Source organism: Rhodococcus sp. 06-470-2 (assembly GCF_002258235.1).
GTDB lineage: Bacteria > Actinomycetota > Actinomycetes > Mycobacteriales > Mycobacteriaceae > Rhodococcoides.
Genome location: NZ_NOYB01000032.1, coordinates 45,039 through 70,003 on the forward strand (window position 1 = coordinate 45,039; position 24,965 = coordinate 70,003).

General features: G+C 66.2%; 22 protein-coding genes. 8 read left to right on the top strand and 14 right to left on the bottom strand.

Translation table 11 applies throughout. The features are described 5' to 3' along the window. Positions 1 to 608: 608 nt before the first annotated feature. From lnt to CH276_RS15870, 5 genes are all read right to left on the bottom strand, one after another. Positions 609 to 2,201: an apolipoprotein N-acyltransferase gene (gene lnt, locus CH276_RS15850; protein WP_094629970.1), complete on the bottom strand. Its 1,593-nt coding sequence runs from the start codon at positions 2,199 to 2,201 to the stop codon at positions 609 to 611. Further along, entirely contained in the window at positions 2,191 to 3,744 is a 1,554-nt protein-coding gene (locus CH276_RS15855; protein ID WP_094630087.1) for an amidohydrolase, read from the bottom strand. Before CH276_RS15855 ends, lnt begins: the two co-directional genes overlap by 11 nt. 59 nt (positions 3,745 to 3,803) lie before the next feature. Beyond that, positions 3,804 to 4,340: an FxsA family protein gene (locus CH276_RS15860; protein WP_094629971.1), complete on the bottom strand. Its 537-nt coding sequence runs from the start codon at positions 4,338 to 4,340 to the stop codon at positions 3,804 to 3,806. An 81-nt stretch (positions 4,341 to 4,421) separates the two neighbouring features. Then, positions 4,422 to 5,078: a response regulator gene (locus tag CH276_RS15865; protein WP_045195171.1), complete on the bottom strand. Its 657-nt coding sequence runs from the start codon at positions 5,076 to 5,078 to the stop codon at positions 4,422 to 4,424. Between the two features lie 16 nt (positions 5,079 to 5,094). Further along, entirely contained in the window at positions 5,095 to 6,258 is a 1,164-nt protein-coding gene (locus CH276_RS15870) for a sensor histidine kinase (protein WP_094629972.1), read from the bottom strand. Positions 6,259 to 6,275: 17 nt separating this feature from the next. Here CH276_RS15870 and CH276_RS15875 point away from each other — a divergent pair, with 17 nt between their 5' ends. From CH276_RS15875 to CH276_RS15885, 3 genes are read left to right on the top strand one after another with little or no spacing between them, the layout of a single operon-like run. Further along, a complete protein-coding gene (locus CH276_RS15875) occupies positions 6,276 to 7,043 on the top strand; it encodes a TSUP family transporter (protein WP_032398089.1) in 768 nt (255 codons plus the stop codon). Continuing rightward, positions 7,025 to 8,581: a TldD/PmbA family protein gene (locus CH276_RS15880; protein WP_094629973.1), complete on the top strand. Its 1,557-nt coding sequence runs from the start codon at positions 7,025 to 7,027 to the stop codon at positions 8,579 to 8,581. The genes CH276_RS15875 and CH276_RS15880 overlap by 19 nt, the downstream gene beginning before the upstream one ends. Then, positions 8,578 to 9,954 carry a metallopeptidase TldD-related protein gene (locus CH276_RS15885; protein WP_094629974.1) on the top strand — a complete coding sequence of 459 codons (1,377 nt, stop codon included), beginning with the start codon at positions 8,578 to 8,580 and terminating at the stop codon, positions 9,952 to 9,954. The genes CH276_RS15880 and CH276_RS15885 overlap by 4 nt, the downstream gene beginning before the upstream one ends. A gap of 16 nt (positions 9,955 to 9,970) precedes the next feature. Here CH276_RS15885 and CH276_RS15890 read toward each other — a convergent pair whose 3' ends face one another. The 3 genes from CH276_RS15890 to cobN all read right to left on the bottom strand — a co-directional run bounded on the left by CH276_RS15890 (position 9,971) and on the right by cobN (position 14,484). Continuing rightward, positions 9,971 to 10,396 carry a VOC family protein gene (locus tag CH276_RS15890; protein WP_032398478.1) on the bottom strand — a complete coding sequence of 142 codons (426 nt, stop codon included), beginning with the start codon at positions 10,394 to 10,396 and terminating at the stop codon, positions 9,971 to 9,973. An 83-nt stretch (positions 10,397 to 10,479) separates the two neighbouring features. Next, the gene (locus tag CH276_RS15895) at positions 10,480 to 10,860 is read right to left on the bottom strand and encodes a PPOX class F420-dependent oxidoreductase (protein ID WP_094629975.1); all 381 of its coding nucleotides are present in this window, start codon (positions 10,858 to 10,860) and stop codon (positions 10,480 to 10,482) included. Between the two features lie 18 nt (positions 10,861 to 10,878). Then, complete coding sequence (gene cobN, locus CH276_RS15900; RefSeq protein WP_094629976.1) at positions 10,879 to 14,484, bottom strand: cobaltochelatase subunit CobN; 3,606 nt, start codon at positions 14,482 to 14,484, stop codon at positions 10,879 to 10,881. Positions 14,485 to 14,716: 232 nt separating this feature from the next. On the opposite strand from cobN, the gene cobG reads away from it, so the two are divergent. From cobG to cobJ, 3 genes are all read left to right on the top strand, one after another. Further along, on the top strand, positions 14,717 to 15,847 hold the full coding sequence (cobG, locus tag CH276_RS15905; protein ID WP_094630088.1) for a precorrin-3B synthase: 1,131 nt from the start codon (positions 14,717 to 14,719) through the stop codon (positions 15,845 to 15,847). Between the two features lie 68 nt (positions 15,848 to 15,915). Next, complete coding sequence (locus CH276_RS15910; protein WP_032398476.1) at positions 15,916 to 16,542, top strand: precorrin-8X methylmutase; 627 nt, start codon at positions 15,916 to 15,918, stop codon at positions 16,540 to 16,542. After that, on the top strand, positions 16,539 to 18,032 hold the full coding sequence (cobJ, locus tag CH276_RS15915) for a precorrin-3B C(17)-methyltransferase (protein ID WP_094629977.1): 1,494 nt from the start codon (positions 16,539 to 16,541) through the stop codon (positions 18,030 to 18,032). Before CH276_RS15910 ends, cobJ begins: the two co-directional genes overlap by 4 nt. On the opposite strand, the gene CH276_RS15920 is transcribed toward cobJ, so the two are convergent. Genes CH276_RS15920 through CH276_RS15930 form a run of 3 tightly spaced genes read right to left on the bottom strand, consistent with a single transcriptional unit; the run spans position 18,015 to position 20,763 of the window. Further along, complete coding sequence (locus CH276_RS15920; protein WP_094629978.1) at positions 18,015 to 18,779, bottom strand: cobalt-precorrin-6A reductase; 765 nt, start codon at positions 18,777 to 18,779, stop codon at positions 18,015 to 18,017. The two genes, cobJ and CH276_RS15920, sit on opposite strands and share 18 nt — an antisense overlap. Then, entirely contained in the window at positions 18,758 to 20,032 is a 1,275-nt protein-coding gene (gene cbiE, locus CH276_RS15925) for a precorrin-6y C5,15-methyltransferase (decarboxylating) subunit CbiE (protein WP_254924092.1), read from the bottom strand. Before cbiE ends, CH276_RS15920 begins: the two co-directional genes overlap by 22 nt. Further along, positions 20,005 to 20,763 carry an SDR family NAD(P)-dependent oxidoreductase gene (locus CH276_RS15930; protein ID WP_254924093.1) on the bottom strand — a complete coding sequence of 253 codons (759 nt, stop codon included), beginning with the start codon at positions 20,761 to 20,763 and terminating at the stop codon, positions 20,005 to 20,007. The genes cbiE and CH276_RS15930 overlap by 28 nt, the downstream gene beginning before the upstream one ends. A 45-nt stretch (positions 20,764 to 20,808) precedes the next feature. Between CH276_RS15930 and CH276_RS15935 the strand changes: the two genes are divergently transcribed. Beyond that, positions 20,809 to 21,222, top strand: coding sequence for a TIGR03618 family F420-dependent PPOX class oxidoreductase (locus tag CH276_RS15935; RefSeq protein WP_045195190.1), 414 nt, complete (start codon positions 20,809 to 20,811; stop codon positions 21,220 to 21,222). 19 nt (positions 21,223 to 21,241) lie between these two features. On the opposite strand, the gene CH276_RS15940 is transcribed toward CH276_RS15935, so the two are convergent. Both CH276_RS15940 and CH276_RS15945 read right to left on the bottom strand, forming a co-directional pair. Further along, positions 21,242 to 21,820: a nucleotidyltransferase family protein gene (locus CH276_RS15940; RefSeq protein WP_032398474.1), complete on the bottom strand. Its 579-nt coding sequence runs from the start codon at positions 21,818 to 21,820 to the stop codon at positions 21,242 to 21,244. Continuing rightward, the gene (locus CH276_RS15945; RefSeq protein ID WP_045195192.1) at positions 21,817 to 22,959 is read right to left on the bottom strand and encodes a M24 family metallopeptidase; all 1,143 of its coding nucleotides are present in this window, start codon (positions 22,957 to 22,959) and stop codon (positions 21,817 to 21,819) included. The genes CH276_RS15940 and CH276_RS15945 overlap by 4 nt, the downstream gene beginning before the upstream one ends. A 27-nt stretch (positions 22,960 to 22,986) precedes the next feature. Here CH276_RS15945 and CH276_RS15950 point away from each other — a divergent pair, with 27 nt between their 5' ends. Beyond that, entirely contained in the window at positions 22,987 to 23,964 is a 978-nt protein-coding gene (locus CH276_RS15950) for a 5'-3' exonuclease (protein ID WP_094630090.1), read from the top strand. A 19-nt stretch (positions 23,965 to 23,983) separates the two neighbouring features. On the opposite strand, the gene CH276_RS15955 is transcribed toward CH276_RS15950, so the two are convergent. Beyond that, the gene (locus tag CH276_RS15955; RefSeq protein ID WP_094629980.1) at positions 23,984 to 24,907 is read right to left on the bottom strand and encodes a DUF4333 domain-containing protein; all 924 of its coding nucleotides are present in this window, start codon (positions 24,905 to 24,907) and stop codon (positions 23,984 to 23,986) included. Positions 24,908 to 24,965: the final 58 nt, after the last annotated feature.

Consider the following 24,965-nt stretch of genomic DNA (forward strand, 5'->3'; position numbering starts at 1 on the left):
TCGGAGCCCTCGGGTCGGTTGGGAGTGTCGAGCCGCGGCGGCCTGTGCGCGCGATTGAGCAATTCTGGCTTCCGTTCTGGTCTGCGTTCGTGTCGTTTCACACACGTTCGGTGGTGATATGGCTCTGTATCAATTCGTCGCGCATCACCGATCGGATTGAAACAGGGAGAGAACCCGGTTCTACCGGATGGAACAAACCGCGAGTTCTACGAATGAGTGTGTGGTGACTCTCGAATCCATTGTCCTGTACGACACGAACTCCCCTCCCCGCCAGGCGTACGACACGCTCGACACTGTCGGCGTCGGTGCAGCGCTCACATACCAACGCGAGACTGTCGGTCATCCACTGAAAGTCGAGCCCGGATATCCCGCGTCGAGCATCCCAGCGGCTTACAAAGATACAACATCGGCAAGGTTCTTTTGGACGGTAATCATAAGAACCATCGATCGCCGTCTCCAGCCTGTTACAGAAGTGACCGCGAGTGCTACTCGAACAGATGCTATTCGGTCGATCGAATGACTCCGCGTGCCGGGTCGAACGCCTTTGCCCTACTCGTATCCGACTCGGCGACGCGAAAAACCCACTGTTCACCGACTCGGCGATTGTTTCACGAGGCGGAACGGCGGCGCCCGGACAGAAGCGTTGCGCCGAGTGCTCCGACGGCTGCCAGACACAGCACCAGTTCCGATCCGACGCCGATTCGTGTCGCGACGGTGAGGGTTTGTCGCAGTACGACACTGGACACCAGCACGTCAGGGGTGAACAGCGGCGTCTGCTGCAGAACGTGTCCGTCGGGCGACACGATCGCGCTGACGCCGCTCGTCGCCGCCACCACGACTGTTCTCCCGTGCTCGACGGCGCGCACTCTGGACATCGCGAGTTGTTGGTAGGTCATTTCGGTGTCACCGAAGGTCGCGTTGTTGGTGGGTATGGCGATGAACTCTGCGCCCGATCGGACCGATTCCTCGAGGGCGCGATCGAATGCGACTTCGTAGCACGTCGCTATTCCGGCCGCTATTCCCCCGGCGCGTACCACTCCATTTCCGTCGCCTGGGACGAAATAACCCGCTCGGTCGGCATATTCCGAGAACAAGCGGAAGAAACTTCGGAATGGCAAGTATTCGCCGAACGGTTGAATTATCTTCTTGTCGTGCCGCTCACCGGGCCCATCGGTACCGTTCCACGCAATCACCGAATTGGTGTTCGTGCCATCGGCATTGACCAGTACCGTGCCGACGAGAATCGGAGCCCCCACGGCCACCGACGCCTCTGTGATGAGAGTCGCAGCGTCGGCATTTCTCAACGGATCGATATCGGACGCATTCTCGGGCCATACGACGAGATCCGGAGCAGGCTGCCTGCCGGCCTCGACGTCAGCCGCCAACGTCATCGTCTCCCGCACGTGATTGTCCAGCACCGCTCGCCGCTGTGCGTTGAAATCCAGACCCAGCCGCGGAACGCTTCCCTGGACCGCCGCGATCGTCACCGTCCGTTCGTCGCCCTCCGGTGCGTCGTTGCTGTGCAGCGTCGGTAGCAGCATCAGCGCCACGATGGACGCCACCGTCGTTGCGGCGACCGGTCCGAGGTACGAACGCACTCCTCTTCGTCGACCGACCGCGAACAGCAGAGCAGCCGCTCCGGTTCCGGTCAGCGCCACCCCGAAACCGAGCAACGGTGCACCCCCGATGCTCGCCAAGGGAAGCAGCCAGCCCTCGGGTTGTCCGAATGCCAGTCGACCCCACGGAAAGCCACCGAAGGGAACACTCGATCTGAGCCATTCGGTCAGGCTCCAGGCCAATGCCATGGACAACGGCCACCATGCACTCCGTGCCGCCAACACCCCGAGCACTCCGAACAGGCCGACGAAGACCGATTCGGCGAGGGCGAGCGCCAGCCAGGGCATCGGTCCGACGTACACACCGATCCATGGGAGCAGCGGAACGAAGAATCCCAGGCCGGCGGCACAGCCGTAGCCGAATCCCGCTTTCAGCGATACCGAGCCACGGCCGCCGAAGCCGGTCAGAACGAGGGCCAGCAGCGCGATACCCAGCGGTGCCAGGAACCACAGGGTTCGCGGCGGAAAGCTCGCGAATATCAGCGCACCACCGGCAACTGAGAGCGCAGTGGACAGTGCGGCCCGGCGCAGCCGCTCCGCCGATGACACCACCGTCTCGACACCCGAAGCGGACTCAGTTCTCATGGATGACCTGTCCGCGATGCACGGTCATCGAGCACCGTGGAGCGGTGGACGACGGGTCGAGACCGGGCAAGGGAGATACCCCCGCGCGTGGGTCCGTCGACCACCGTTGCACGCTGTCCTTGGGTGCTCGGACGACGAGCTCGTCGACCTCCCACACCGCAAAGGACGCGGGAGCCCCCGGCACCAATGTCCCTGCCAATCCGTCTCGGACTCCGCCCGCGCGCCATGCTCCGCGGGTGGAGGCCGAGAATGCGGCCCGGGGCGAGATGGCACTGCCCGGCGTGCGGTGATCGACCGCCGCCCTGACCGTCGCCCACGGGTCGAGTCGGGTGACCGGCGCATCCGACCCGAACGCGAGCGACACCCCCGCCGACGCCAAGCGCGCGAACGGATGCAGCGCCGACGCCCGGTCTGCGCCGAGCCGTGCCGAGTACAACCCTTCCGTGCCGCCCCACAGTGCGTCGAACATCGGTTGCATGCTGGCGATCACGCCCCACGACGCCAATCTGTCGGCCTGTTCGGGTGCGACCATGGCCAGATGTTCGAGCCGGTGCCCGCACGCGGCGACGGCAGGAGTTCCGAGTTCGGCCACCACCTGCTCGAATGCAGTGACGGCAGCCGAAATCGCCGCGTCACCGATGACGTGGAAACCAGCCTGCACTCCTGCCGTCGTGCACGCCGAGATGTGTGCGGCGATCGCATCGACGTTCTCGTACGACACGCCCGATCCGGCATCGTCGGCGTACGGCGACGACAACCATGCGGTCCGCGAACCCAGCGAGCCGTCGACGAAGATGTCGCCGGCCAACCCGTGGGCACCGGTGCTCTCGAGAAGCTGTCGGGCCTGCTCGGCCGTCTCGACCAGCTCGCCCCAGTATCCGCGCACCTCCACTCCGTGTCGGGTGGACATCAGTTCACGGAAGTCGTCGATCCCCGACACGATCGGACCGGCACATTCGTGGACAGCGACGATTCCCTGCGCCGCAGCACTGTCGAGCGCAGCCGTTCGAGCCCGATCCCGGGTATCGGCCGTCATCATCGACCGCGCGGTCAGCCGGGCGAGGTGATGAGCGGCAGCGGTGAGCGGAGACTGCCCCGCGAAGCCGCTGGTCGATTCGATACCGGCGGCGGCAACGCGCAACGGCGTCGAGACGGCGGCCGAATGTGCATCGATGCGAGCGAGATACACCGGGCGCCCGGGCGCGGCCGCATCGAGGTCGGCTGTCGACGGTGCGCGACGTTCGGGCCACTCGGTTTCGTCCCACCCGTGTCCCCAGACGAGAGCGTCCGATGACGACGATGCGTGGTCGGCGAGCACCCGCATACAGTGTTCGAGCGAGATACAGCCGGACAGATCGAGTCCGACCAACGACAGCCCCAGGTCGGTGACGTGCACGTGAGTGTCCACGAACGCCGGTGCCACGAAGGACCCGGCCAGATCGGTGATGCGGACCCCTGGGTGGAGCGCTCGCCCGGTGCGATCCTCACCGATCCAACTGACGATTCCATCGGTCACGGCCATGGCGGTGGCGTCGGAAGCCATCGGACTGTAGATCCGTCCGCCGCAGAACAATTCGGTGGTCACGAACGACCAGTCTGCCCCTACCGGTGTGGCTTCCGGAAATCCCCACCGGCGGGATCGAACCGGTCCGCCTCGATCACCTGTCCCTCGAGGATCAGCGCAGAACCGGATGCATTCGGCGCGCGAGTACTCCTGTCGACGTCATCGTCGAGGATCTCACCGTCGATGACGGTGGGGCGCATGCGCCGGGTCGCGGTCGCAACCTGCGGCAACCAGCGTGCGGCGGCCCACATCACCGCTGGGCGTAGCAGCCACCTGGTCGGCGGGATCATCAAGAGCAATCCGATCACCGTGGTCACCAGACCCGGCACGAACATCGCGACCGACCCTGCGGCGAAGAGAGCTCCATCGGCCACGGCTCCGCCGGCCGATCGTTCGCCTCTCGATGCCCTCTGCAGACCGTCCAACACGCGTCTGCCCTGCGATCGCACCAGCAGTGACCCGACCAGCGATCCGCCGATCAGCAACACCACTGTCCAGAGCACACCGAGTGCGCTTCCCACGGCGACCAGCGCTGCGACCTCGACCACGACATAGAGTACGAACAGAGCGAGCATGACGATCCTTTCTTCGCTTCATCGGTACAACGCGCGGGGCATCGAAATCGCTCCCGGTGTGACCGGTTTGCCGGGAGATTCTCAGGAACCCGGCCGCACGAGTCCGGTTTCGTACGCCAGCACGACCGCCTGAACTCGATCACGGACACCCAATTTCGTCAGAATTCGGCCGATGTGGGTCTTGATCGTCGCCTCGGACAGATGCAGTGCGGTCGCGATCTCCGCGTTGGACAAGCCGGTCGCCAGGTGCACCAGCACCTCGCGCTCACGGCCGGTGAGAGCGTCGAGAACGGAGGCGTCGGTGGTCGACGGAGTCTGTGCGACGAACCTCGAGAGCAAGCGCTTGGTCACCTTCGGTGAGACGACGGCGTCGCCTGCGGCCACGCTGCGAATCGCGGAGACCAGGTCCTCCGGTGGAGTGTCCTTGAGAAGGAATCCACTGGCCCCCGCCCTGAGTGCACCGAGGACGTGTTCGTCGAGATCGAAGGTCGTCATCACCAGAACCTTGGCGTCCGAACCGGATTCGGTGATGGTGCGGGTAGCGGTCACGCCGTCGACACCGGGCATCCGGACGTCCATCAGCACCACCGCCGGTGCCAGTCTCGCTACGGCTTCGACGGCACTTGCCCCGTCGGCCGCCTCCCCCACCACCTCGATGTCGTCCTGCGCCTCGAGCACCATGTTCAATCCCATGCGCATGAGTTCCTGGTCGTCCACGACGACAACGGTGATCGACACCGACCCAACCTAGCCCTCACTCGATCGGCAGTGTCGCCCGCACGAGCCAAGTGCCGTGTGGCGTCCGACCCGCATGCAGGGTTCCTCGAAGCACCGCTACTCGCTCACGCATTCCGAGCAGTCCGTGCCCACCGCCGTCCGCGGACGTCGGTGCGCCCGAGCCGGTGCCGTTGTCGGAAATCTCGACGGTGACCGTCTCCTCCTCGCGAACGACCTTGACGACGGCGCGCGGCGCATGGCCGGCGTGCCGGAGAACGTTGGTCAGCGATTCTTGGACCAACCGATGAACTCCGAGGCTGATCGCCGGGCTGATGTCGTCCAGATTTCCGGTCTGTTCGAGTTCGACGTTCAACCCGGCCCGACCCATCATCTCGACGACACGCGCCAGTCCCGCTGTCCCGTACTGGGGCATGTCGTCCGAGTCGGGCGACGTCCGCAGCAACGCGACCGTTCGACGCAACTCCGCGAGCGCCGACCGGCCCGTGGCGGAGATGTTGGCAACGGCCTGCTCTGCACGCTCGGGGTTGCGTCTGATCGCATACGAGGCACCGTCGGCCTGGACCACCATGACACTGACGCTGTGGGCAATGACGTCGTGCAGCTCGCGTGCGATGCGCGTGCGCTCGGAGATCACCGCCTCCTCGGCGCGTCGGTCCCTGTCGTACTCGGCCACGACGAGACGGGCCTGCGTCGCTTCGTCGTATGCCCTGCGGGCACCGAGAAATTCCGCCGCAACCCACGACAGCGCGTACATCAGCGCGCTGAACAACAGCGTCGTGAAGACCGGTTGGTCGAACAGGTACAGGCTCGCGGCGGTGTACACAGCGAGCGCGACGGCATAGATGCCGGCCTGGATTCGACCGACGTACGCAACCAGGGTGTAGAGCATGATCGGCAGGGCCAGAGCGGCCGGGTGACCGTTGTACGCATCGCCCGCCAGGCTGCCTGCTGTGTCGGAGGCGAGCGCGGTGACGAGAGTGAGCGCTGCGATCGAGCGCGGCAGACGGCGCCGCCATGCAACGGGAATCGTCAGCACGACCGAGAACACCAGGAACAACGGTGCGTTGAGACCGTCGACCGAGCTGACGAACACCAGAATGTCGAGGACGAACAGCCCGGCCGCCAGCAGGGCGTCGGCCACGAACGGCTGCCCACGGAGCCACAGACTGAATCGACGCATGTGATTGAGTTTGCCGTATGACTGCTGCCGACTGGGGATTGCTGATGGTCGCTGCCACGGCCGCCGGTTGGGTCGACGCCGTGGTGGGCGGAGGTGGTCTCATCCTGCTGCCCGCCATCCTTCTCGTGGCCCCTCAGCTGACGCAGCAGGCGGCGCTGGCGACGAACAAGGCAACTGCCGTGTTCGGTACCGTCGCTGCCGTCGTCACCTTTTCGCGGAAGGTCCCGCTGAACTGGCCGGTGCTGATTCCGGCCGCCGTCCTTGCCGCCGTGGCCTCGGCCGCAGGCGCTGCTGCGGTGTCGTTGATCGATCGCGAGCTGTTCATCCCGATCATCATGGTCGTTCTCGTCGGTGTGGCCGTACTGGTCACCTGCCGTCCGACCATCGGCCGAACGGCGGCACCGTCGCCGCCGACCCATCGCAAGGTTCTGATCGTCATCGGCTGCGCAGCCGCCGGAATCGGCTTCTACGACGGCATTCTCGGGCCCGGCACCGGAACGTTCCTCATCATCGCCTTCGCCACGCTGCTCGGTACCGAGTTCGTGCGCAGCGCCGCGATGGCCAAGGTGATCAACGTCGGGTCCAACGTCGGTGCCCTCGCCTTCTTCGCGGTCACCGGCAGCGTCTACTGGCAACTCGGAGCGGTCATGGCGGTGTGCAACGTGTTCGGTGCCGTCCTCGGGTCGCGTACAGCGGTCGCCCGCGGTGCCGGATTCGTGAGAATCGTCCTGCTCGTCGTGGTGGTGGGGATGGTCGTCCGACTCGGATGGCAACAATTCGGCTAGCGTCTTCAGGCGTGACGAGACAATCGGATCGGTCGGTCGACGCCGACTTCCTGGCTCTGCCCCTGCAGGCCCTCGCGGACGCCGCCCTGAGCACGGCACGGACCGCCGGGGCAACGCACGCCGATGTTCGCGTGCAGCGCTCGACGACTCAGTCGATCTCGCTGCGCGACGGCTCCGTTCAATCCGCAGTCGACGCCGGGGAGATCGGTCTCGCCGTGCGGGTCGTGGTCGACGGGACCTGGGGTTTCGCATCGCACGCCGAACTCGGCACCGACGCTGCCGCAGCCACGGCCCGGAGCGCAGTCGAGGTGGCCACAGCGCTGCGCGCACTCAATCGTGAACGCGTGGAACTCGCTGCCGAGCCGGTGTACTCGAACGCAACGTGGGTGTCGGAGTACGACATCGACCCCTTCGAGGTACCCACCGCCGAGAAGGTGTCACTGCTCGCGGAGTATTCGTCCCGGCTGGCCGCGTCGGATGGCGTCGACCACGTCACCGCCTCGGTTCTGCAGGTCAAGGAGCAGTCGTTCTACGCGGATCTGGCCGGCAGCAGCATCATTCAGCAGCGGGTTCGACTCCATCCTCAGTTCGAGGCCACCACCGTGGATCGATCCGCCGGTGCGTTCGAGACCATGCGTACCCTCGCGCCACCGGTCGGACGAGGCTGGGAGTACCTGGGTGAGAACGGCACCTGGGACTGGGCCGACGAGCTTGCGCGGATACCCGAATGGTTGGCCGAGAAGGTGAAGGCACCGTCGGTCGTGGCAGGACCGACGGATCTCGTCATCGATCCGACCAACCTGTGGCTCACCATTCACGAATCGATCGGGCACGCAACGGAATACGATCGGGCCATCGGCTACGAGGCCGCTTACGCCGGCACCTCGTTCGCGACTCCGGACCAGCTGGGTACGTTGCGCTACGGATCGCCCATCATGCACGTCACCGCGGACCGAACCGAGGTCAACGGTCTGGCCAGCATCGGCTGGGACGACGACGGAGTGGCATCGCAGAAATGGGATCTGGTGCGCGGCGGGACGTTGGTCGGCTACCAACTCGACCGAGTGTTCGCCCCGAAGCTCGGTCTCGAGCGGTCCAACGGGTGCTCGTACGCCGATTCTGCGCATCACGTGCCGATCCAGCGTATGGCGAACGTGTCGCTGCAGGCCGACCCCGACACCGATCGATCCACAGCCGACGTCATCGGTGAGGTGGAGGACGGCATCTACGTCGTCGGCGACAAATCCTGGTCGATCGACATGCAACGGTACAACTTCCAGTTCACCGGCCAACGCTTCTACCGAATCCGCAACGGCGTGCTCGACGGCCAGGTGCGTGATGTGGCGTACCAGGCGACCACCACCGAATTCTGGGGTTCGATGGAACTGCTCGGTGGACAGTCCACGTGGCGACTCGGCGGCGCATTCAACTGTGGCAAGGCCCAACCCGGGCAGGTTGCCGCCGTCAGCCACGGCTGCCCCGTCGCGTTGTTCCGCGGCGTCAACGTCCTCAACACCCGATCGGAGGCAGGCCGATGATCGCTCCGCAGCTCGTGATCGAACGTGCACTCGCCCGCGCGAGTGTCGACGACACCATCGTGATCGTCACCGACTCCAGTGACGCAACGTTGCGGTGGGCCGGAAACTCCATGACCACCAACGGAATCGCCACCTCGCGGCGTTGGGAGGTCATCTCGATCGTGCGCGGGGCGGACGGCACTCGAGTCGGTACCGTGTCGTCGACGAGTGTCGACCCGGACGACATCGAGGCGGTGGTGCGGGCGAGCGAATCGGCAGCACGATCGGCAGAGACCGCGGAAGACGCGATGCCGCTGCTGCCTTCGGATTCGGTCGGGTCCGCTTCCGGAACGGAGAACTGGGACCGCGGTGCGACGCACACGTCGATCGACGTGTTCGGTTCGCTGGCAACGGAATTGAACGTCGGATTCGACGGCGAGGACACGCTGTACGGATTCGCGCAGCACACCGTCGACAACGTCTGGCTCGGAACCTCGACCGGTGTGCGCCGTACGTTCACCCAACCCACCGGATCGGTCGAGATCAACGGCAAGCGATCCGGGGCAAGCGCCTGGGTGGGCACCGGAACAACCGACTTCCGGGACGTCTCGGTCCGAACCATGTTGGCGGAACTGTCCACCCGACTCGGCTGGGCCCGGAACACCGTCGAACTGCCCGCCGGTCGGTACGAGACTCTGCTGCCCCCGTCGGCGGTGGCCGATCTGATGATCTACCTGATGTGGACCATGGAAGGCCGCGGAGCGCAGGAAGGCCGCACCGCTCTCTCGCGGGCCGGGGGAACGAGAGTCGGTGAGAAACTCACCGACCTGCCGCTGACGCTGTACTCCGACCCACGCGCATCCGGACTCGAGTACGCGCCGTTCGTGATCGCCGGCTCGTCGAGTGATGCGGTATCGGTGTTCGACAACGGCATGGACATCGAGCGGGTCGACTGGGTGCGCGACGGTTCGGTCGCGGCCCTGTCCTACCCGCGTGCCGCCGCGCAGAAGTTCGGGGCACCCGTCGCGGTGCCGGGCAACAATCTCGTCATGACCGGCGGCACCGATACTCGGCTGGAGGAGATGGTTGCCGCAACCGAGCGGGGCCTGCTGCTGACCACGCTCTGGTACATCCGAGAGGTCGATCCCACCTCGCTGCTGCTCACCGGGCTGACCAGAGACGGGGTCTACGCCATCGAGGACGGTCGGATCACCGGCGCAGTGAACAACTTTCGCTTCAACGAGAGCCCGCTCGATCTGTTGCGACGCGTCACCGAGGCGGGCGCAACGGAGGCGACACTGCCGCGCGAGTGGAAGGACTGGTTCACTCGCACGGCGATGCCGCCGCTACGCATCCCCGACTTTCACATGTCCTCGGTGAGCGCAGCGCAGTAGGGCTCGGTAGCGCGACCTACTTGTCGGGGCCGGAGAGCTCGAGTGCGATGTTGTCGGGGTCGCGGAACTCCACGATGGACAGTCCGGGCCCGGCGTCCTTGATGCCCTCGTGCGCGATGCCCAACTCGTCGAGTGTCTTCACGGCGTCCTCGAGGGCGGCGCGGGTGTCGACGGTGAAACTGAGGTGATCGAGTCCGCAACGGTCCTCGGCGAATGTGTCGTCGCTCGGTGCGACCGGGCGCAGACCGAGCAGGCCACCACCGAATTTGTAGATGACGCCGCCGAAGAGGAACCACAGCGCCTTCTTGGTCTCTTCGTCCGCGTCGGGATCCCAGGCGTACGCGACGTCGAAGCCGAACACCGAGTCGTAGAACGACCGGGACCGTTCGATGTCGCTGACGGTGAGGCGAACATGGTTGTAATCGGTCACTGCGATTGGCACGTGGTGCTCCATTCCGGCAGCAGGGGAAGCTGCCTCACGAAGCATTCGGAACCGCGCATGCGAACGATGGCACCAATCGCGACTCAGGCGGCGGTGATCGCCAATCCGACGGAACCGCTCTTGCCCCGTCGCAGCACACTTCCCTTGACCGTGAGCCATCCGATGAGTCCGTACTTCGACGCGATCGCCGAGCGAGCCTTTTCCGTCTCGGCCCCGTCGAGAATCTCGGCCCGCGCGTCGACCGCGTCGCCCTGAGGGTTACCGCGCATGTCGCACGGTGCCAGCGTGACTGCGGGGTTGCGGCGAATCCGTTTCACCTTCCACGAATCGGCCACCGTCCAGACCAGCAGCCGATTCCCGTCGAGGGCACCCCACAGCGGAGTCGGAACCCCTGTGCCGTCTTTCTTGAACGTCGTCAGCAGTACGTATTTGCCTTTGGCAATGTCTTCGAAGGTGGCAGCCATACTGCTCAGAATACGTCGCTATTCGCCCTCGAGCTCGCCCTCGGTTTCCAGATACACCTTGCGCAACCCGTTGAGAACCTGCGTGTCCGGCTCGGCCCACATCTTCCGTTCGGCCGCTTCGAGCAGCCGCTCCGCGATACCGTGCAGCGCCCACGGATTGGACTGTTGCATGAACTTCTGGTTCTGCTCGTCGAGCACGTACGTCTCGGCCAGCTTCTCGTACATCCAGTCCTGCACCACGTCGGTCGTCGCGTCGTAGCCGAACAGATAGTCCACGGTCGCCGCCATCTCGAACGCGCCCTTGTACCCGTGCCTGCGCATCGCCTCGAGCCACCGCGGGTTCACCACCCGGGCGCGGAACACTCTCGCGGTCTCTTCCGAGAGCGTGCGCGTGCGAACCGATTCCGGCCGCGTGCTGTCACCGATGTACGCCTCGGGCGACTTCCCGGTCAACGCACGCACGGTTGCGACCATTCCTCCGTGGTACTGGAAGTAGTCGTCGGAATCGGCGATGTCGTGCTCACGCGTATCGGTGTTCTTGGCGGCAACGGCAATGCGCTTGTAGGCGGTGCGCATGTCGTCCGAGGCGGGAACGCCGTCGAGACCACGGCCGTACGCGAAGCCGCCCCAGGTGGTGTAGACCTGCGCCAGGTCGTCGTCGCTGCGCCAGGTCTTGCTGTCGATCAGCTGCAGCAACCCGGCACCGTACGTCCCCGGCTTCGATCCGAAAATGCGTGTGGTGGAACGCCTTTCGTCACCGTGCTCGGCGAGATCGGACTGCGCATGCGCTCGAACGTAGTTCTGATCGGCCGGCTCGTCCAACGCGGCGACCATCCGAACCGCATCGTCGAGCAATGCGAGCACATGGGGAAACGCGTCACGGAAGAACCCGCTGATGCGGACCGTCACGTCGATGCGGGGACGGCCGAGCTCGACGAGGTCGATCACCTCGAGCCGAGTGACTCGGCGCGACGCCTCGTCCCACACCGGTGACACGCCCAACAGTGCGAAGACTTCGGCGATGTCGTCGCCGGAGGTCCGCATGGCCGACGTGCCCCACACCGACAGCCCGACCGACTTCGGCCACTCGCCGTGGTCCTGGCGGTAGCGAGCGAGCAGTGACTCCGCCATCGCCTGACCGGTCTCCCACGCCAACTTCGACGGCACGGCCTTCGGATCGACGGAGTAGAAGTTGCGGCCGGTGGGCAGAACGTTGATCAGCCCGCGCAGCGGTGAACCGCTGGGCCCTGCCGCGATGAAACCGCCGTCGAGCGCGTGCAGTACCTGGGCGATCTCGCGTGAGGTCCCGCGCAGTCTCGGAACGACCTCGGCTGCGGCGAACTCGAGAATCTGTGCAACCACGCCGCCGTGCTCGCCCGCCACTCGCGCGGCCGCTGCGGGATCCCACTGAGTTGCCTGCATCGCCGCGACCAATCCGTGGGCGACGGCCTCGATACTGTCGACGCGGGTGCGATCCTCGTCTCCGTCCTCGCTCAGACCCAGCGCCTCGCGCAGACCTGGAACCGTCTGCTCCCCGCCCCACATCTGCCGAGCACGCAGCATGGCCAGAACCAACTCGACCTCGGCATCGCCGACGGGTTCCTGGCCGAGAATGTGCAGGCCGTCGCGGATCTGCACATCCTTGATCTCGCACAGCCAGCCGTCGACGTGCAACAGCATGTCGTCGAACACTTCCTCGTCGGGGCGCTCCTCCAGTCCGAGGTCCTTGTGCATCTGCGCCGCGGTCATCAGCGTCCAGATCTGCTGGCGGATGGCAGGCAGCTTGGCCGGATCGAGTGCCGAGATGTTCGCGTGCTCGTCGAGCAATTGCTCGAGCCGTGAGATGTCACCGTAGCTCTCCGCACGCGCCATCGGCGGAATCAGGTGATCGACGAGAGTGGCGTGCGCGCGACGCTTGGCCTGCGTGCCCTCCCCCGGATCGTTGACGAGGAACGGGTAGATCAACGGCAGGTCGCCCAACGCCGCATCGGTTCCGCAGGAGGCGGACATACCGAGTGTCTTACCCGGCAGCCATTCCAGGTTGCCGTGCTTGCCCAGGTGGACCATGGCGTCCGCACCGAAGCCGCCGTCGGCCTCGGTGGCCGAGATCCACCGGTAGGCCGCCAGATAGTGATGGCTCGGCGGCAGGTCCGGGTCGTGATAGATCGCAACCGGCTTCTCGCCGAATCCCCGAGGTGGCTGCACCATGATCACCACGTTGCCGAATTGCATTGCTGCAATGACGATTTCACCGTTCGGATCGGCAGACCGATCGACGTAGAGATCGCCCGGCGCCGGGCCCCAGTGCTCGATCACGCCGTCGCGCAGATCTGCGGGAAGCTGCTCGAACCACCGGCCGTACTGCGCGGCCGAGATGCGAATGGGATTGCCCTCGAGCTGGGCGTCGGTGAGCCAGTTGGGATCCTGGCCGCCGCGGGCGATCAACGCGTGAATGAGTGCGTCACCGTCGCGAGCAGCCAGACCGGGCACCGAATCCGGGCCGTCGAGCGGTCCGAGGTCGTAGCCGGCGGCGCGCATGTCCGACATCAGCGCGATCGCGCTCGCCGGAGTGTCGAGACCGACGGCGTTGCCGATCCGCGCATGTTTGGTGGGATAGGCCGAGAACATCAGCGCGATGCGGCGGTCGGCAGCGGGAATATGCCGCAGCCGGGCGTGCCGGACCGCGATGCCCGCCACCCGAGCAGCACGCTCGTGGTCCGGAACGTACGTGGTCAACCCGTCGTCGTCGATCTCCTTGAACGAGAACGGAACCGTGATGAGCCGGCCGTCGAACTCCGGGACGGCGACCTGCGTGGCCACGTCCAGCGGGGAGAGTCCGTCGTCGTTCTCGGACCACGTCGCGCGAGAACTCGTCAGACACAGTCCCTGGAGGATCGGGACGTCGAGGGCAGCGAGTTCGGCGACGTCCCAGGCCTCGTCGTCCCCGCCTGCCGACGCTCCGGCCGGTTTGGTGCCTCCCGCGGCGAGAACGGTGACGATCAGGGCATCCGCCGACTTCAGCGTGTCGAGCAGGTCGGCTTCCGCGGTGCGCAGCGACGCGCAGTAGATCGGGAGCGCGGTGGCACCGGCGTTCTCGACCGCGGTGGCGAGAGCGTCGATGTAGGTGGTGTTACCGGCCAGATGTTGGGCGCGGTAGTAGAGGATGGCCACCGTCGGACCGTCGGAGCTCGCGGCGGAGTGTCGCTCGAGGTGACCCCACGTCGGGAGGTGTCGTGGGGCGTCGAAACCGTGCCCGGTCAGCAACACGGTGTCGGAGAGAAAGTTGTACAGCTGACGCAGGTTGTCGGACCCACCTTCGGCCAGATAGTTGTGCGCCTGCGCGGCGACGTTCGCGGGGACCGTCGAGATCTCCATCAGGTCGGCGTCGGGTGCCTGCTCGCCGCCGAGTACGACGACGGGCAGTCCGGTGGCGAGGACGGCGTCGATCCCCGACTCCCAGGATCGACGAGACCCCAGGATGCGCACGATGATCAGCTCTGCCGTCGCAGCCATCGCCGGTATGTCCTCGGCGAGAAGGCGAGAAGGGTTTCCCCAGGTGAAGTCGGCTCCACTGGCACGGGCACTGAGCAGATCGGTGTCCGATGTGGACAGCAGCAAGAACACGGGTAACGCCCTCCTCGGGGGTTTCGCGCCCCTGGAAATCGGTGTGTCGGTCTTCGACTCGTCGGCGAGAGGGTCTGACTCCTGCCCCGTCCCGAGGGACTGGATGGGGCGTCACAGTGGCGCGACCGTACCGGATTCTCGCCGGTTTCCTCTCGGCCTGAGCCGTGGACATCGAATGCTACCGGGGCGAGCATGGAATCGAGCCACCCGCTGCGCTTGTAGCCTGGTGACCATGAGTTCGCCAGAGAGGTCGGTGCCCGACGGCTGCCCCGGAGCGCTGACGACCCATCTGGCCGCGGACGGGCCGCTGGCACGAGTTCGGCTGCCGGGCGGAGTCGTGTCGCCGGGGCAGATGCAGGTGCTGGCGCAGGCCGCTGCAGAGCTGGGTGACGGCACATTGGAACTGACCTCGCGGGGCAACATCCAGGTGCGCGCGGTGTCGGATCCGGACGGCTTCGCGAGCAGGCTGGCCGACGCAGGATTGCTTCCGTCCTCGACGCACGAGAGGGTCCGCAACATACTCGCCTCTCCACTGTCGGGCCGGGTGGGCGGCCTCACCGATGTGCGTGCGCTGATCGGCGCGCTGGACGAAGGCCTGTGCGCACGAGCCGACCTGGCCGAACTGCCGGGGCGAACGCTCTTCGCGCTCGACGACGGCCGCGGCGACCTGTGCGGACTGGAACCGGACTTCGGTGCCTACGCCCAGCCCGACGGTTCGTTCGCTGTGCTGCTGGCGGGCCGGGACAGCGGCGTTCGCGTGGACCGCGACAAGGTCGTCTCGACGCTGCTGGACTGCGCCGGTGCCTTCGTGGAACTGCGGCAGTCCCAGTGGCGGGTGGCCGAACTGGATGACGGCCCGGCGCAGATCATCGACCGTCTCGGGCTCTCGGCCGGCCCCGCCCTGACGTTGCCCGCACCCGTGGAGGTGCCACCGATCGGATGGCTCGACCAGGACGACGGTCCGGTGGCGCTGGCCGCGGGCTTGGCCAACGGTGTTCTCGGGGCGCGGCTCGCCGAGTTCCTCGCCGCCATCGACCGTCCGTTGATCATGACGCCGTGGCGATCGCTGATCGTGTGCGACCTGGACGAGGAACCGGCCGAACAGGTCGTCCGCGTGCTCGCCCCGATGGGACTGATCTTCGACGCAGCATCTCCGTGGATTCGGGTGAGTGCGTGCACCGGATCGCCGGGGTGCGAGAAGTCGCTGGCCGACGTGCGAGCCGACCTCTCCGCGGCAGTCGATGCCCGGATGACGCCGCGCGACGAGCGGCAACACTGGTCCGGGTGCGAACGGCGTTGCGGACGGCCCAAGGGCGAGGTGACCGACGTCATCGCGACGGGAATCGGCTACCGCGTGTCCTGAGTGGGTGCCTTCACCCCAGGTGCAACCGGTTTTCTGCTGAGGGGTCCCTCTCCCCTATCGTGAAACGCATGCACGACTACGTCCGCGACGGCGCGGAGATCTATCGGCAATCGTTCGCGACGATCCGAGCCGAAGCAGATCTGTCTCGGTTCGCACCGGACGTGGCACAGGTCGTCGTGCGCATGATTCACGCGGTCGGAGAGATCGATCTGACCGAGACCATCGGCTACACCCCCGCGGTCGTGACCTCCGCTCGCGCGGCACTGAACTCCGGCGCGCCGATTCTGTGCGACGCCAACATGGTTGCCGCCGGTATCACCCGTCGTCGTCTTCCGTCCGACAACGAGGTGCTGTGCACCCTGTCCGATCCGCGGGTGCCGGAGTTGGCGAAGCGGATGGGCACCACGAGAACTGCTGCGGCGCTGGAGTTGTGGGGCGACAAGCTCGACGGTGCCGTCGTCGCGATCGGCAATGCACCGACTGCGCTCTTCCACCTGATGGAGATGCTCGCGGCCGGAGCGCCGAAGCCGGCGGCCATCGTCGGCGGCCCGGTCGGATTCATCGGGGCGGCCGAGTCGAAGGAGGACCTGATCGCTGCGGACCTCGGCGTCGAGTATCTGGTCGTTCGAGGCAGACGGGGTGGCAGTCCGATCACCGTCGCGGCCGTCAATGCCATCGCGAGCGAGCAGGAATGACCACTACCGGAAAACTGTGGGGTGTCGGCGTCGGTCCCGGCGATCCGGAGTTGTTGACGGTCAAGGCCGCTCGTGTGATCGCCGAGGCCGATGTGGTCGCTTTCCACAGTGCGCAGCACGGTCGCAGCATCTCCCGCGGACTGGCGGCCGGGTACATGCGGGACGGGCAGCTCGAGGAACATCTGGTCTATCCGGTGACCACCGAGACCACGGCGCACCCCGGCGGATATCAGGGTGCGATCGACGAGTTCTACGAATCCGCTGCCGCACGGCTGGCGTCCCATCTGGATGCGGGACGCTCCGTAGTGCTTCTCGCCGAGGGCGATCCGCTGTTCTACAGCTCCTACATGCACATGCACAAACGGTTGGCCGACCGCTTCGAGGTCGAGGTCGTGCCCGGCGTGACGTCGGTCAGTGCGGCCTCGGCCGCGCTGGCAACTCCGCTCGTGGAGCGAGACGAAGTGTTCACCGTGCTTCCCGGCACACTGCCCGCAGACGAACTCACGCGCCGACTACGCGGCACCGACGCGGCCGTGATCATGAAGCTGGGCCGGACCTACCCCACGGTGCTCGAGGCACTGGAGCGTTCCGGCCGGTTGGGTGAGGCGCGCTACGTCGAACGCGCCAGCACGCCCCAGCAGCGAGTACTCGACGCCACAGACGCCGACAACGTGCCCTACTTCTCGATGATCGTCGTGCCGAGCCCGTCCAACCGAGCCGAAACGCGCACCGGCACCGGAGAAGTGGTCGTCGTCGGCCTCGGTCCAGGCGACGACGCATGGACGACCGACGAGGTGCGCGCCGAACTGGCCGCCGCCAGCGATCTCGTGGGCTACGTCACCTACATCGATCGGGTACCTCCGAGACCCGGACAGGTTCGACACGCCAGTGACAACAAGGTCGAATCCGAACGCGCCGCCTTCGCACTCGATCTCGCCAAACAGGGTCGCCGAGTGGCCGTGGTCTCCTCCGGCGATCCGGGGGTGTTCGCGATGGCCACCGCCGTGATCGAAGTGGCAGCCGAGCAGCAGTGGAACTCGGTACCGGTACGGGTGGTGCCCGGAATGACGGCCGCCAACGCCGTCGCCAGTCGAGTGGGCGCACCGCTCGGCCACGACTATGCCGTCGTCTCCCTCTCCGACCGCCTCAAGCCCTGGGACGTCGTCGCAGCACGGCTCTCGGCGGTAGCCGGCGCCGACATGGCGATCGCAATCTACAACCCGGCCTCGAAATCACGAACGTGGCAGGTTGCGGCGATGAAAGACATTCTGCTCGAGCACCGTTCGTCGCAGACCCCCGTGGTCATCGGACGCGCAGTGGGCAGCGCGCAGGAATCCGTTCGCACCGTCACGCTCGGCGAACTCGACCCGGAGTCGATCGACATGCGGTGCCTGCTCATCATCGGATCGTCGATGACGACGGTGGTCGAGACGGGAAGCGGACCGAAAGTGTTCACCTCCCGCCGGTACCCGTCAGAGGGTGGAGCGTAGTCGATTCGTCAGCCAGTCCACGGCGGCCGCGATGTCGAACACCGTCGGTGCCGAGCCGGTGCGCGCAGGACGATCGACCACGATCACCGGAATCGATGCCGCTCGGGCAGCATCGAGCTTGGCTCGCGTCATGTCGCCGCCGCTGTTCTTGGTGATCAACAGGTCGATTCGGTTGTCCGCGAGCATCATCGCCTCGTGGTCGACGTCGAAGGGACCACGGTTCAGGTGCAGCGTCATGTGCGGCGGGACCGGGCCGGTCGGAGGGTCGATCGCTCGGACCAGAAACCACGAGTGATCGACACTCGCGAAATGATGAACACCCTGCCTGCCGGTCGTGAGGAACACCCTGCTTCCGGGGGTTATCGCCGACGCCGCGTCGGGCAGTGAGGCGACCGAGGTCCATCGATCACCCTCTCCCGCGGTCCACGGTGGCCGCGTCAGTACCAGCAGCGCGACCGACGCTTCCCGCGTGGCCTGCTCGGCGTGTGCACCGATGGTGGAGGCGAACGGATGTGTCGCGTCCACCACCACGTCGATTGCGTTGTCTCGCAGCCACACTGCAAGGGCGTCCGGACCACCGAAGCCACCGATTCGCATCCGTCCGACGGGCAGAATCGGCTCGGCAACCCGTCCGGCCAACGAGGTGATCGTCTCGATCCCCTGCACCGCGCCCAGAGCGACCACGAGTGCCCGCGACTCCGTCGTACCACCGAGAATCAGGACTCTCACCGTTCGGTCGCAGTCCATTGTTTTGTCGCACACCATTGCGTGACCGGCAGCTGCGGTCTCCACGTCGTGAACGCGCCCAACGGTTCACCGCGATAGATCTGGAACCTGCGGAGCTCTCCGCCGTACTTCGCCGCCGCGGTCAGCAACAACGAATCCGATTCTGCGGTCACCGAATTGGCGACCAGTCGTCCGCCGGCGCGCACCGCGTTCCAGCACGTCTGGAGCATGTCGGCCCCGGTCAACCCGCCACCGATGAACACCGCATCCGGCACCGAATCCGAGTCGGAGACCGCAGCGAAGCTCCCCGGGGCATCGCCGTGCACCACGAGCCCCGGAACTCCCAGGCGCAGTGCATTGGTCTCGATCTGCTCACGGCGTGCCTGCGAGCTCTCGAACGTCACCGCGCGACAGGATCGGTCGGTCCGCATCCATTCGATGGCAATGGTTCCCGAGCCGCCTCCGATGTCCCACAGCAACTCTCCGGGTGCCGGTGCCAACGCGCTGAGAGTGAGTGCTCGAACCTCCCGCTTGGTCATCTGGCCGTCTCCGGTGTACGCAGAGTCGGCGAGGCCGGGAATGCGGGTGTGGCGGGGCGCGTCGGGATCTCGGACACACAGCAGTGCAACGACATTGAGTGGGTCGACGCCCTCGAACGTCGACTCTCGGGCGATTCCGCCGACGACCCGCTCGGCCGGTCCGCCGAGCTGCTCGAGGACGGTCAGGTCACTCGATCCGAAGCCGTTGGCGCACAACACAGCCGCGATCTCGCCCGGCGTACTGCTGCCCCGGCTCAACACCAGTATCCGACGACCGTCGGCCAGCTCGGGCAACACCGTCTCGGCCGGGGTGTTCACCAGGGACACCGTCGAGGTGTCCTGTAGTGCCCAGCCCAGTCGCGCGCATGCCAGTGACACCGAGGACGGCGCCGGATGGACCCGTACGCGATCGGCACCGAACTCCCGCACCAGCGTGACCCCGATGCCATGGAACATCGGATCCCCGCTGGCCAGCACGCAGACGCGAGCACCTGCGCAGGCGTCGAGCATCGGCCGTAGATTCGGCACCAAAGGACTGGGCCACGTCCTGGTCTCGGTGCAGTGCTCTCGCACCTCCGCGATCTGGCGGGCCGAGCCGAACACCACATCGGCGTGCTCGATCGCCGTGCGGGAACCGACAGACAGTCCGTCCCAGCCATCGGCACCGATTCCGACGACCACGATCGGGTTGGGCACCGGTGCCACCATCAGCGCGGCATCCTGCGCCAGAGCCATTGCGGCAGTAGACGCATGCCGAAGAACACCGGTCGCAGAGTGCCGGGGATCCACACGGTGGCCCGACGCTTGCCCAGCGCGGTGACCACGCCGTCGGCGACCTGATCCGGTGTACTGGACATGGGCGCGGGTGTCATCCCCTCGGTCATGGAACCGATGACGAATCCCGGACGAACGAGTAGGAGATGCACCCCGCTGCCGTGCAGGGAATCGCTCAGTCCGCCGGCGAACCCGTCGAGACCGGCCTTGGCCGACCCGTACACGTAGTTGGCGCGCCGCACTCGAACTCCCGCCACCGACGAGAACACGACCAGGTCGCCGCTCCCCTGCGCTCGGAGCAACTTCGCCGCATGCGTCAGCACCGAAACCTGAGCCAGGAAGTCAGTGGTGATGACCTCGAGAGCGTGCTGAGCGTCGTTCTCGGCGCGCGATTGATCCCCGAGGATGCCGAACGCCAACACCACGATCCCGATCGGACCGTATCGCTCGGCAATCCGGCTCACGAGCTCGGCGTGGGTGTCCATCGCGTTCGCGTCGAACTCGACGGTGTGAACGGCGTCCGCACCTGCCTGCTGCACTCGTCGTTGCTGGGCATCGAGGTCACTGCTGCGCCGAGCTGCCAGTACGACGGTTCGGCCGGAGGCGAGTCGGGTAGCGACCTCGAGTCCGATCTCGCTGCGCCCACCCAACAGCAACAGCGTTCCGGCCGCGGGTTCTGCTCGTCTGCTCACGCCGACCAGTCTTGCCGATGAAATCGCATTCACTACAGTCGGGGCATGGCCGCCATTCCCGCAGACGCGACTGCCCTCGCCGACGACGCATTCGAGTTCCTTGCCGAGCGGCATCTGGCCACTCTGACGACACTGCGACCCGACGGAACCCCGCACGTGGTCGCCGTCGGGTTCACCTACGATGCCGAATCCCGCTGCGCTCGGGTCATCACCAACGACGTATCGCAGAAGGCGATCAACGCCGGCCGTGGCGCCTACGCCGCCGTCACCCAGATCGACGGCGCCCGCTGGCTGACGTTGGAGGGCCCCGCGTCGGTCCGAAACGATCGTGAATCGGTCGTCGATGCGGAGAACCGCTATGCGCAGCGCTACCGCGTACCCAGGGAGAACCCCACCCGAGTCGTCATCGAGATACAGGTCCAGCGGGTACTGGGTAGCCGTTCGCTGCTCGACCGGTAGCGGGCCGTCCCGTCGGCTTTCACCGCCAGGGAAGCACGGTCAGGTTCGGCCATTCGGTCGTCCACCGGGCAGCCTTGGCCTCGTACACGTGCCGCATCGGCAACCGCGGGTTCGGCCGCACGATTCCCGCGAAGAGATCCTCGAATCCGTGCGGTGCGTACACGACGTCCGTACCGCCCTGGTCGGTGGTGATGCCGAAGCAGCACGTCGTGGAGACGAAGTGATCGATCGCATCCTCGGTGCTTCGGTACGGTGCGATCGCAGTGCCGAAATGCTGCTCGTACCACAGGTGTACCCGCGCCTCGTTGCGTACTTCGACGTCCACACCGAGGTCGGCGAACACCGATGCCGCGCGCTCGATCACCTCGTTCTCCGATTCGTAGGACAGATCGGAGTCGTCGAAGTAGAAGAAGTCGTAGTCCCGGATACCCGCACGAAGGTCCCTACCGGCCAGGTGGTTCCAGACCGTCTGGAACAGGCCACCCGCCGTCAGGTACCACCCGGGAAGCTTCAGTTCTGGTGCACGTCGAAGTATCTCGGCGACAGCAGGATTGGATCGAACGATCGAGACGAACTCGGGCTCGCCTCGATTCGTCACGCCGGCAGGACGGCCAGGCCGTGCGGCCGCAGGTTGACCGACTCGCACCCGTCCGCGGTGACGACGACGATGTCCTCGATGCGCGCACCCCACTGTCCGCGGAAGTAGATTCCCGGCTCGATGCTGAACGCCATTCCTTCGGTCAGCGTGATGTCGTTGCCGGCAACGATGTACGGCTCCTCGTGCACCGACAGGCCGATCCCGTGCCCGGTCCGGTGCAGGAACGCCTCGCCCAGACCGGCGTCGACCAGCACGTCGCGGGCTGCCGCATCGATGGACTGCGCCGTGACGCCGGGCACCACCGCATCGACAGCTGCCTGCTGGGCCCGCTCGAGTACCGCGTACTGCTCGGCGATCTCTGCCGAGGGCTCGCCGAGACTGTAGGTGCGGGTCGAGTCGGAGTTGTATCCCGGTGCAACGGGTCCCCCGATGTCGATCACCACGATGTCGCCTGCCTCGACGACTCGATCGGAGACCTCGTGGTGCGGGTCGGCACCGTGAGGCCCGGACCCGACGATGATGAATTCCGGTGCTGTGTGGCCTTCTTCGACGATCGCGGCCGCGATGTCCGAGGCGATCTCCGCTTCCGTGCGGCCTACTCGAAGCCACTCGCCCATCCGGGCGTGCACGCGGTCGATGGCGTACCCGGCGCGGCGCAACGCGTCGATCTCGGCCGCATCCTTGACCATTCGAAGTTCGCGAAGCACGTCGGTGGCCAGCACCGGGACCGTGCCGAAGACACCCGCCAACGGCACGAAATGCAGGGCAGGCATGGCGTCGGCGACGGCTGTTCTCGTTCCGCCGGGAACTGCCGCTGCCACCAGTGCGTACGGATCCACACCGTCGACCCAGTCGACGAGCGTCAGAGACAGCTCCTGCGCCGCGGAATCACCCAGTGCGGCGAGCTCGAGCCGCGGAACCACGACCGTCGGGGTGCTGCCGTCTGCCGGAACGACCAGAGCGATGAGACGCTCGAACGAGCTGGCCTTCGATCCGATCAGGTACTGCAGATCGGGACCCGGGGTGATCAACAGGGCATCCAAGCCTGCTTCCGACGTCAGGCGAGCCGCGCGGGCGAGTCTGGACGCGTAGACATCGCTGGAGAAACGTGAGGAACTGACCGAAGAATCGACACTCATACCTTCAGGCTAATGCCGTACGGCAAGATGAGCCCCATGACCGCCCCCGGAAAGTCTCCGTTGCTGCTCCTCGACGGTGCGAGCCTGTGGTTCAGGGCCTACTACGCACTGCCCGAGTCGATTACGGCCCCCGACGGGCGACCCGTCAATGCCGTTCGCGGCTTCCTCGACATGATCTCGGCGTTGATTGCGCGCACCGAACCCAGCCGACTCGCTGTGTGCCTCGATCTCGACTGGCGCCCACAGTTCCGCGTCGACCTCGTGCCGTCCTACAAGGCGCATCGTGTTGCCGACGCTGCCCCGGAGGTCGCCGAGAGCGAAGAAGTTCCGGAGACACTGACACCACAGGTGAACATGATCATGGATGTGCTCGCCGCATTGGGGATCGCGACCGCAGGCGCAGACGGTCTCGAAGCCGACGACGTGCTGGGAACCCTGGCAGCACGCGAGCGTCAGGACCCGGTGGTCGTGGTCAGCGGGGACAGGGATCTACTTCAGGTCGCCGCGGACGAACCGAACGAGGTGCGCGTTCTGTACGTGGGACGCGGTTTGGCCAAGGCCGAATTGTTCGATCCCGCACTGGTTTCCGAGCGCTACGGTGTTCCGCTTCATCGAGCGGGTGCGGCGTACGCGGAACTCGCCCTGCTGCGCGGCGATGCCTCGGACGGCCTGCCCGGTGTCAAAGGGATCGGTGAGAAGACGGCATCGACGTTGATGCTGAACTACGAATCCGTCGCTGCGTTGCGCGCTGCGGCCCTCGACCCGGCATCGGACATGGCCAAGGGCATTCGGGCGAAGCTGGCCAATGCGAGTGAGTACCTGGACGCCGCACTTCCCGTCGTCCGAGTTGTCACCGACGCCGATGTCGTCCTGTCGAAGTCCGACGAGATTCCGGCCGAGCCCGCCGATCTCGACGCGCTGAACACACTCGCCGAAACCCTCGGTATCGAGAACGCCGTGGCCCGCCTCGTCGCTGCCATGGCGGCCACGGCCTCGACAGCCTGAACGGCCGACCGACGCGGGACTACTTGGGTAGGGAGACCTCGTAGTTGGCGTCGTCGTCGAGGAAGGTCAACGTCACCGTCTTGAACGCACCGTCGACCGTCAGGGTGCAATCGACACTGGTCTTTGCCTTGACCTCGATGTTCTGGGGGCAGGACACACCGGAGACGTCGGACGCCCCGTAGGACTCGGTGACGACCGTGCGAATGCCCTCCTCGGCGGCCGCGGTATCGAGGGTGGTCGTGCGGCCGAAGGCGAAGAACAACACCACAGCGATCACTGCGACCACGGCGACGACGACACCCGCGATGATCAGAGGCTTCTTGGACTGTGATCCGGCCTGCCCTGGCCCCTGCTGATTCGGGTATTGCTGATTCGGATACGGCTGGTTGGGATTCCAGGGCTGCTGCGGCGGCTGTCCGTACTGCCCTTGTCCGTACTGCCCACCACCGAATTGCTGTGGTGCGTAGGGGTTCTGGTAGGCCGCATCGCCCGAAGCAGGCACGCCGGCACCGGGATAGGGCGCGCCGTACTGCTGACCGGCCGGATACTGACCGGTGGGGTTCTGGCCCTGGGGGTAGCCGCCCTGCGGATTCGTGCCCTGGGGGTAGCCGCCCTGCGGATTCGTGCCCTGGGGGTAGCCGCCCTGCGCGTTCGGGGCCTGGGGGTATTGACCCTGCGGGTAGCCGGCAGATGGGTACTGGCCCTGGGGATACTGGCCCTGGGGATACTGCCCCTGCGGGTACTGGCCGCCGGGCTGCTGCGGGCTCTGCCCGTACGGCGTGGCCGGCGGCTGTCCGTACTGACCCCACGCCGACGGCGTCGGTTGATCGGCCGAGGGGCCGCCGGGTTGCGTCTCCGGCGTGTCGTTCGCGGCACCGTCCTGCTGATCGGGCTTGCGCGACCAGCTGTTGTCCGGATCGGTCGGACCGTATGGGCCGCTCATCTCGCCTCCACTGAAAATTCGGATTCGTCGGGGGTACAGTATCCCGCCCGTACGACTC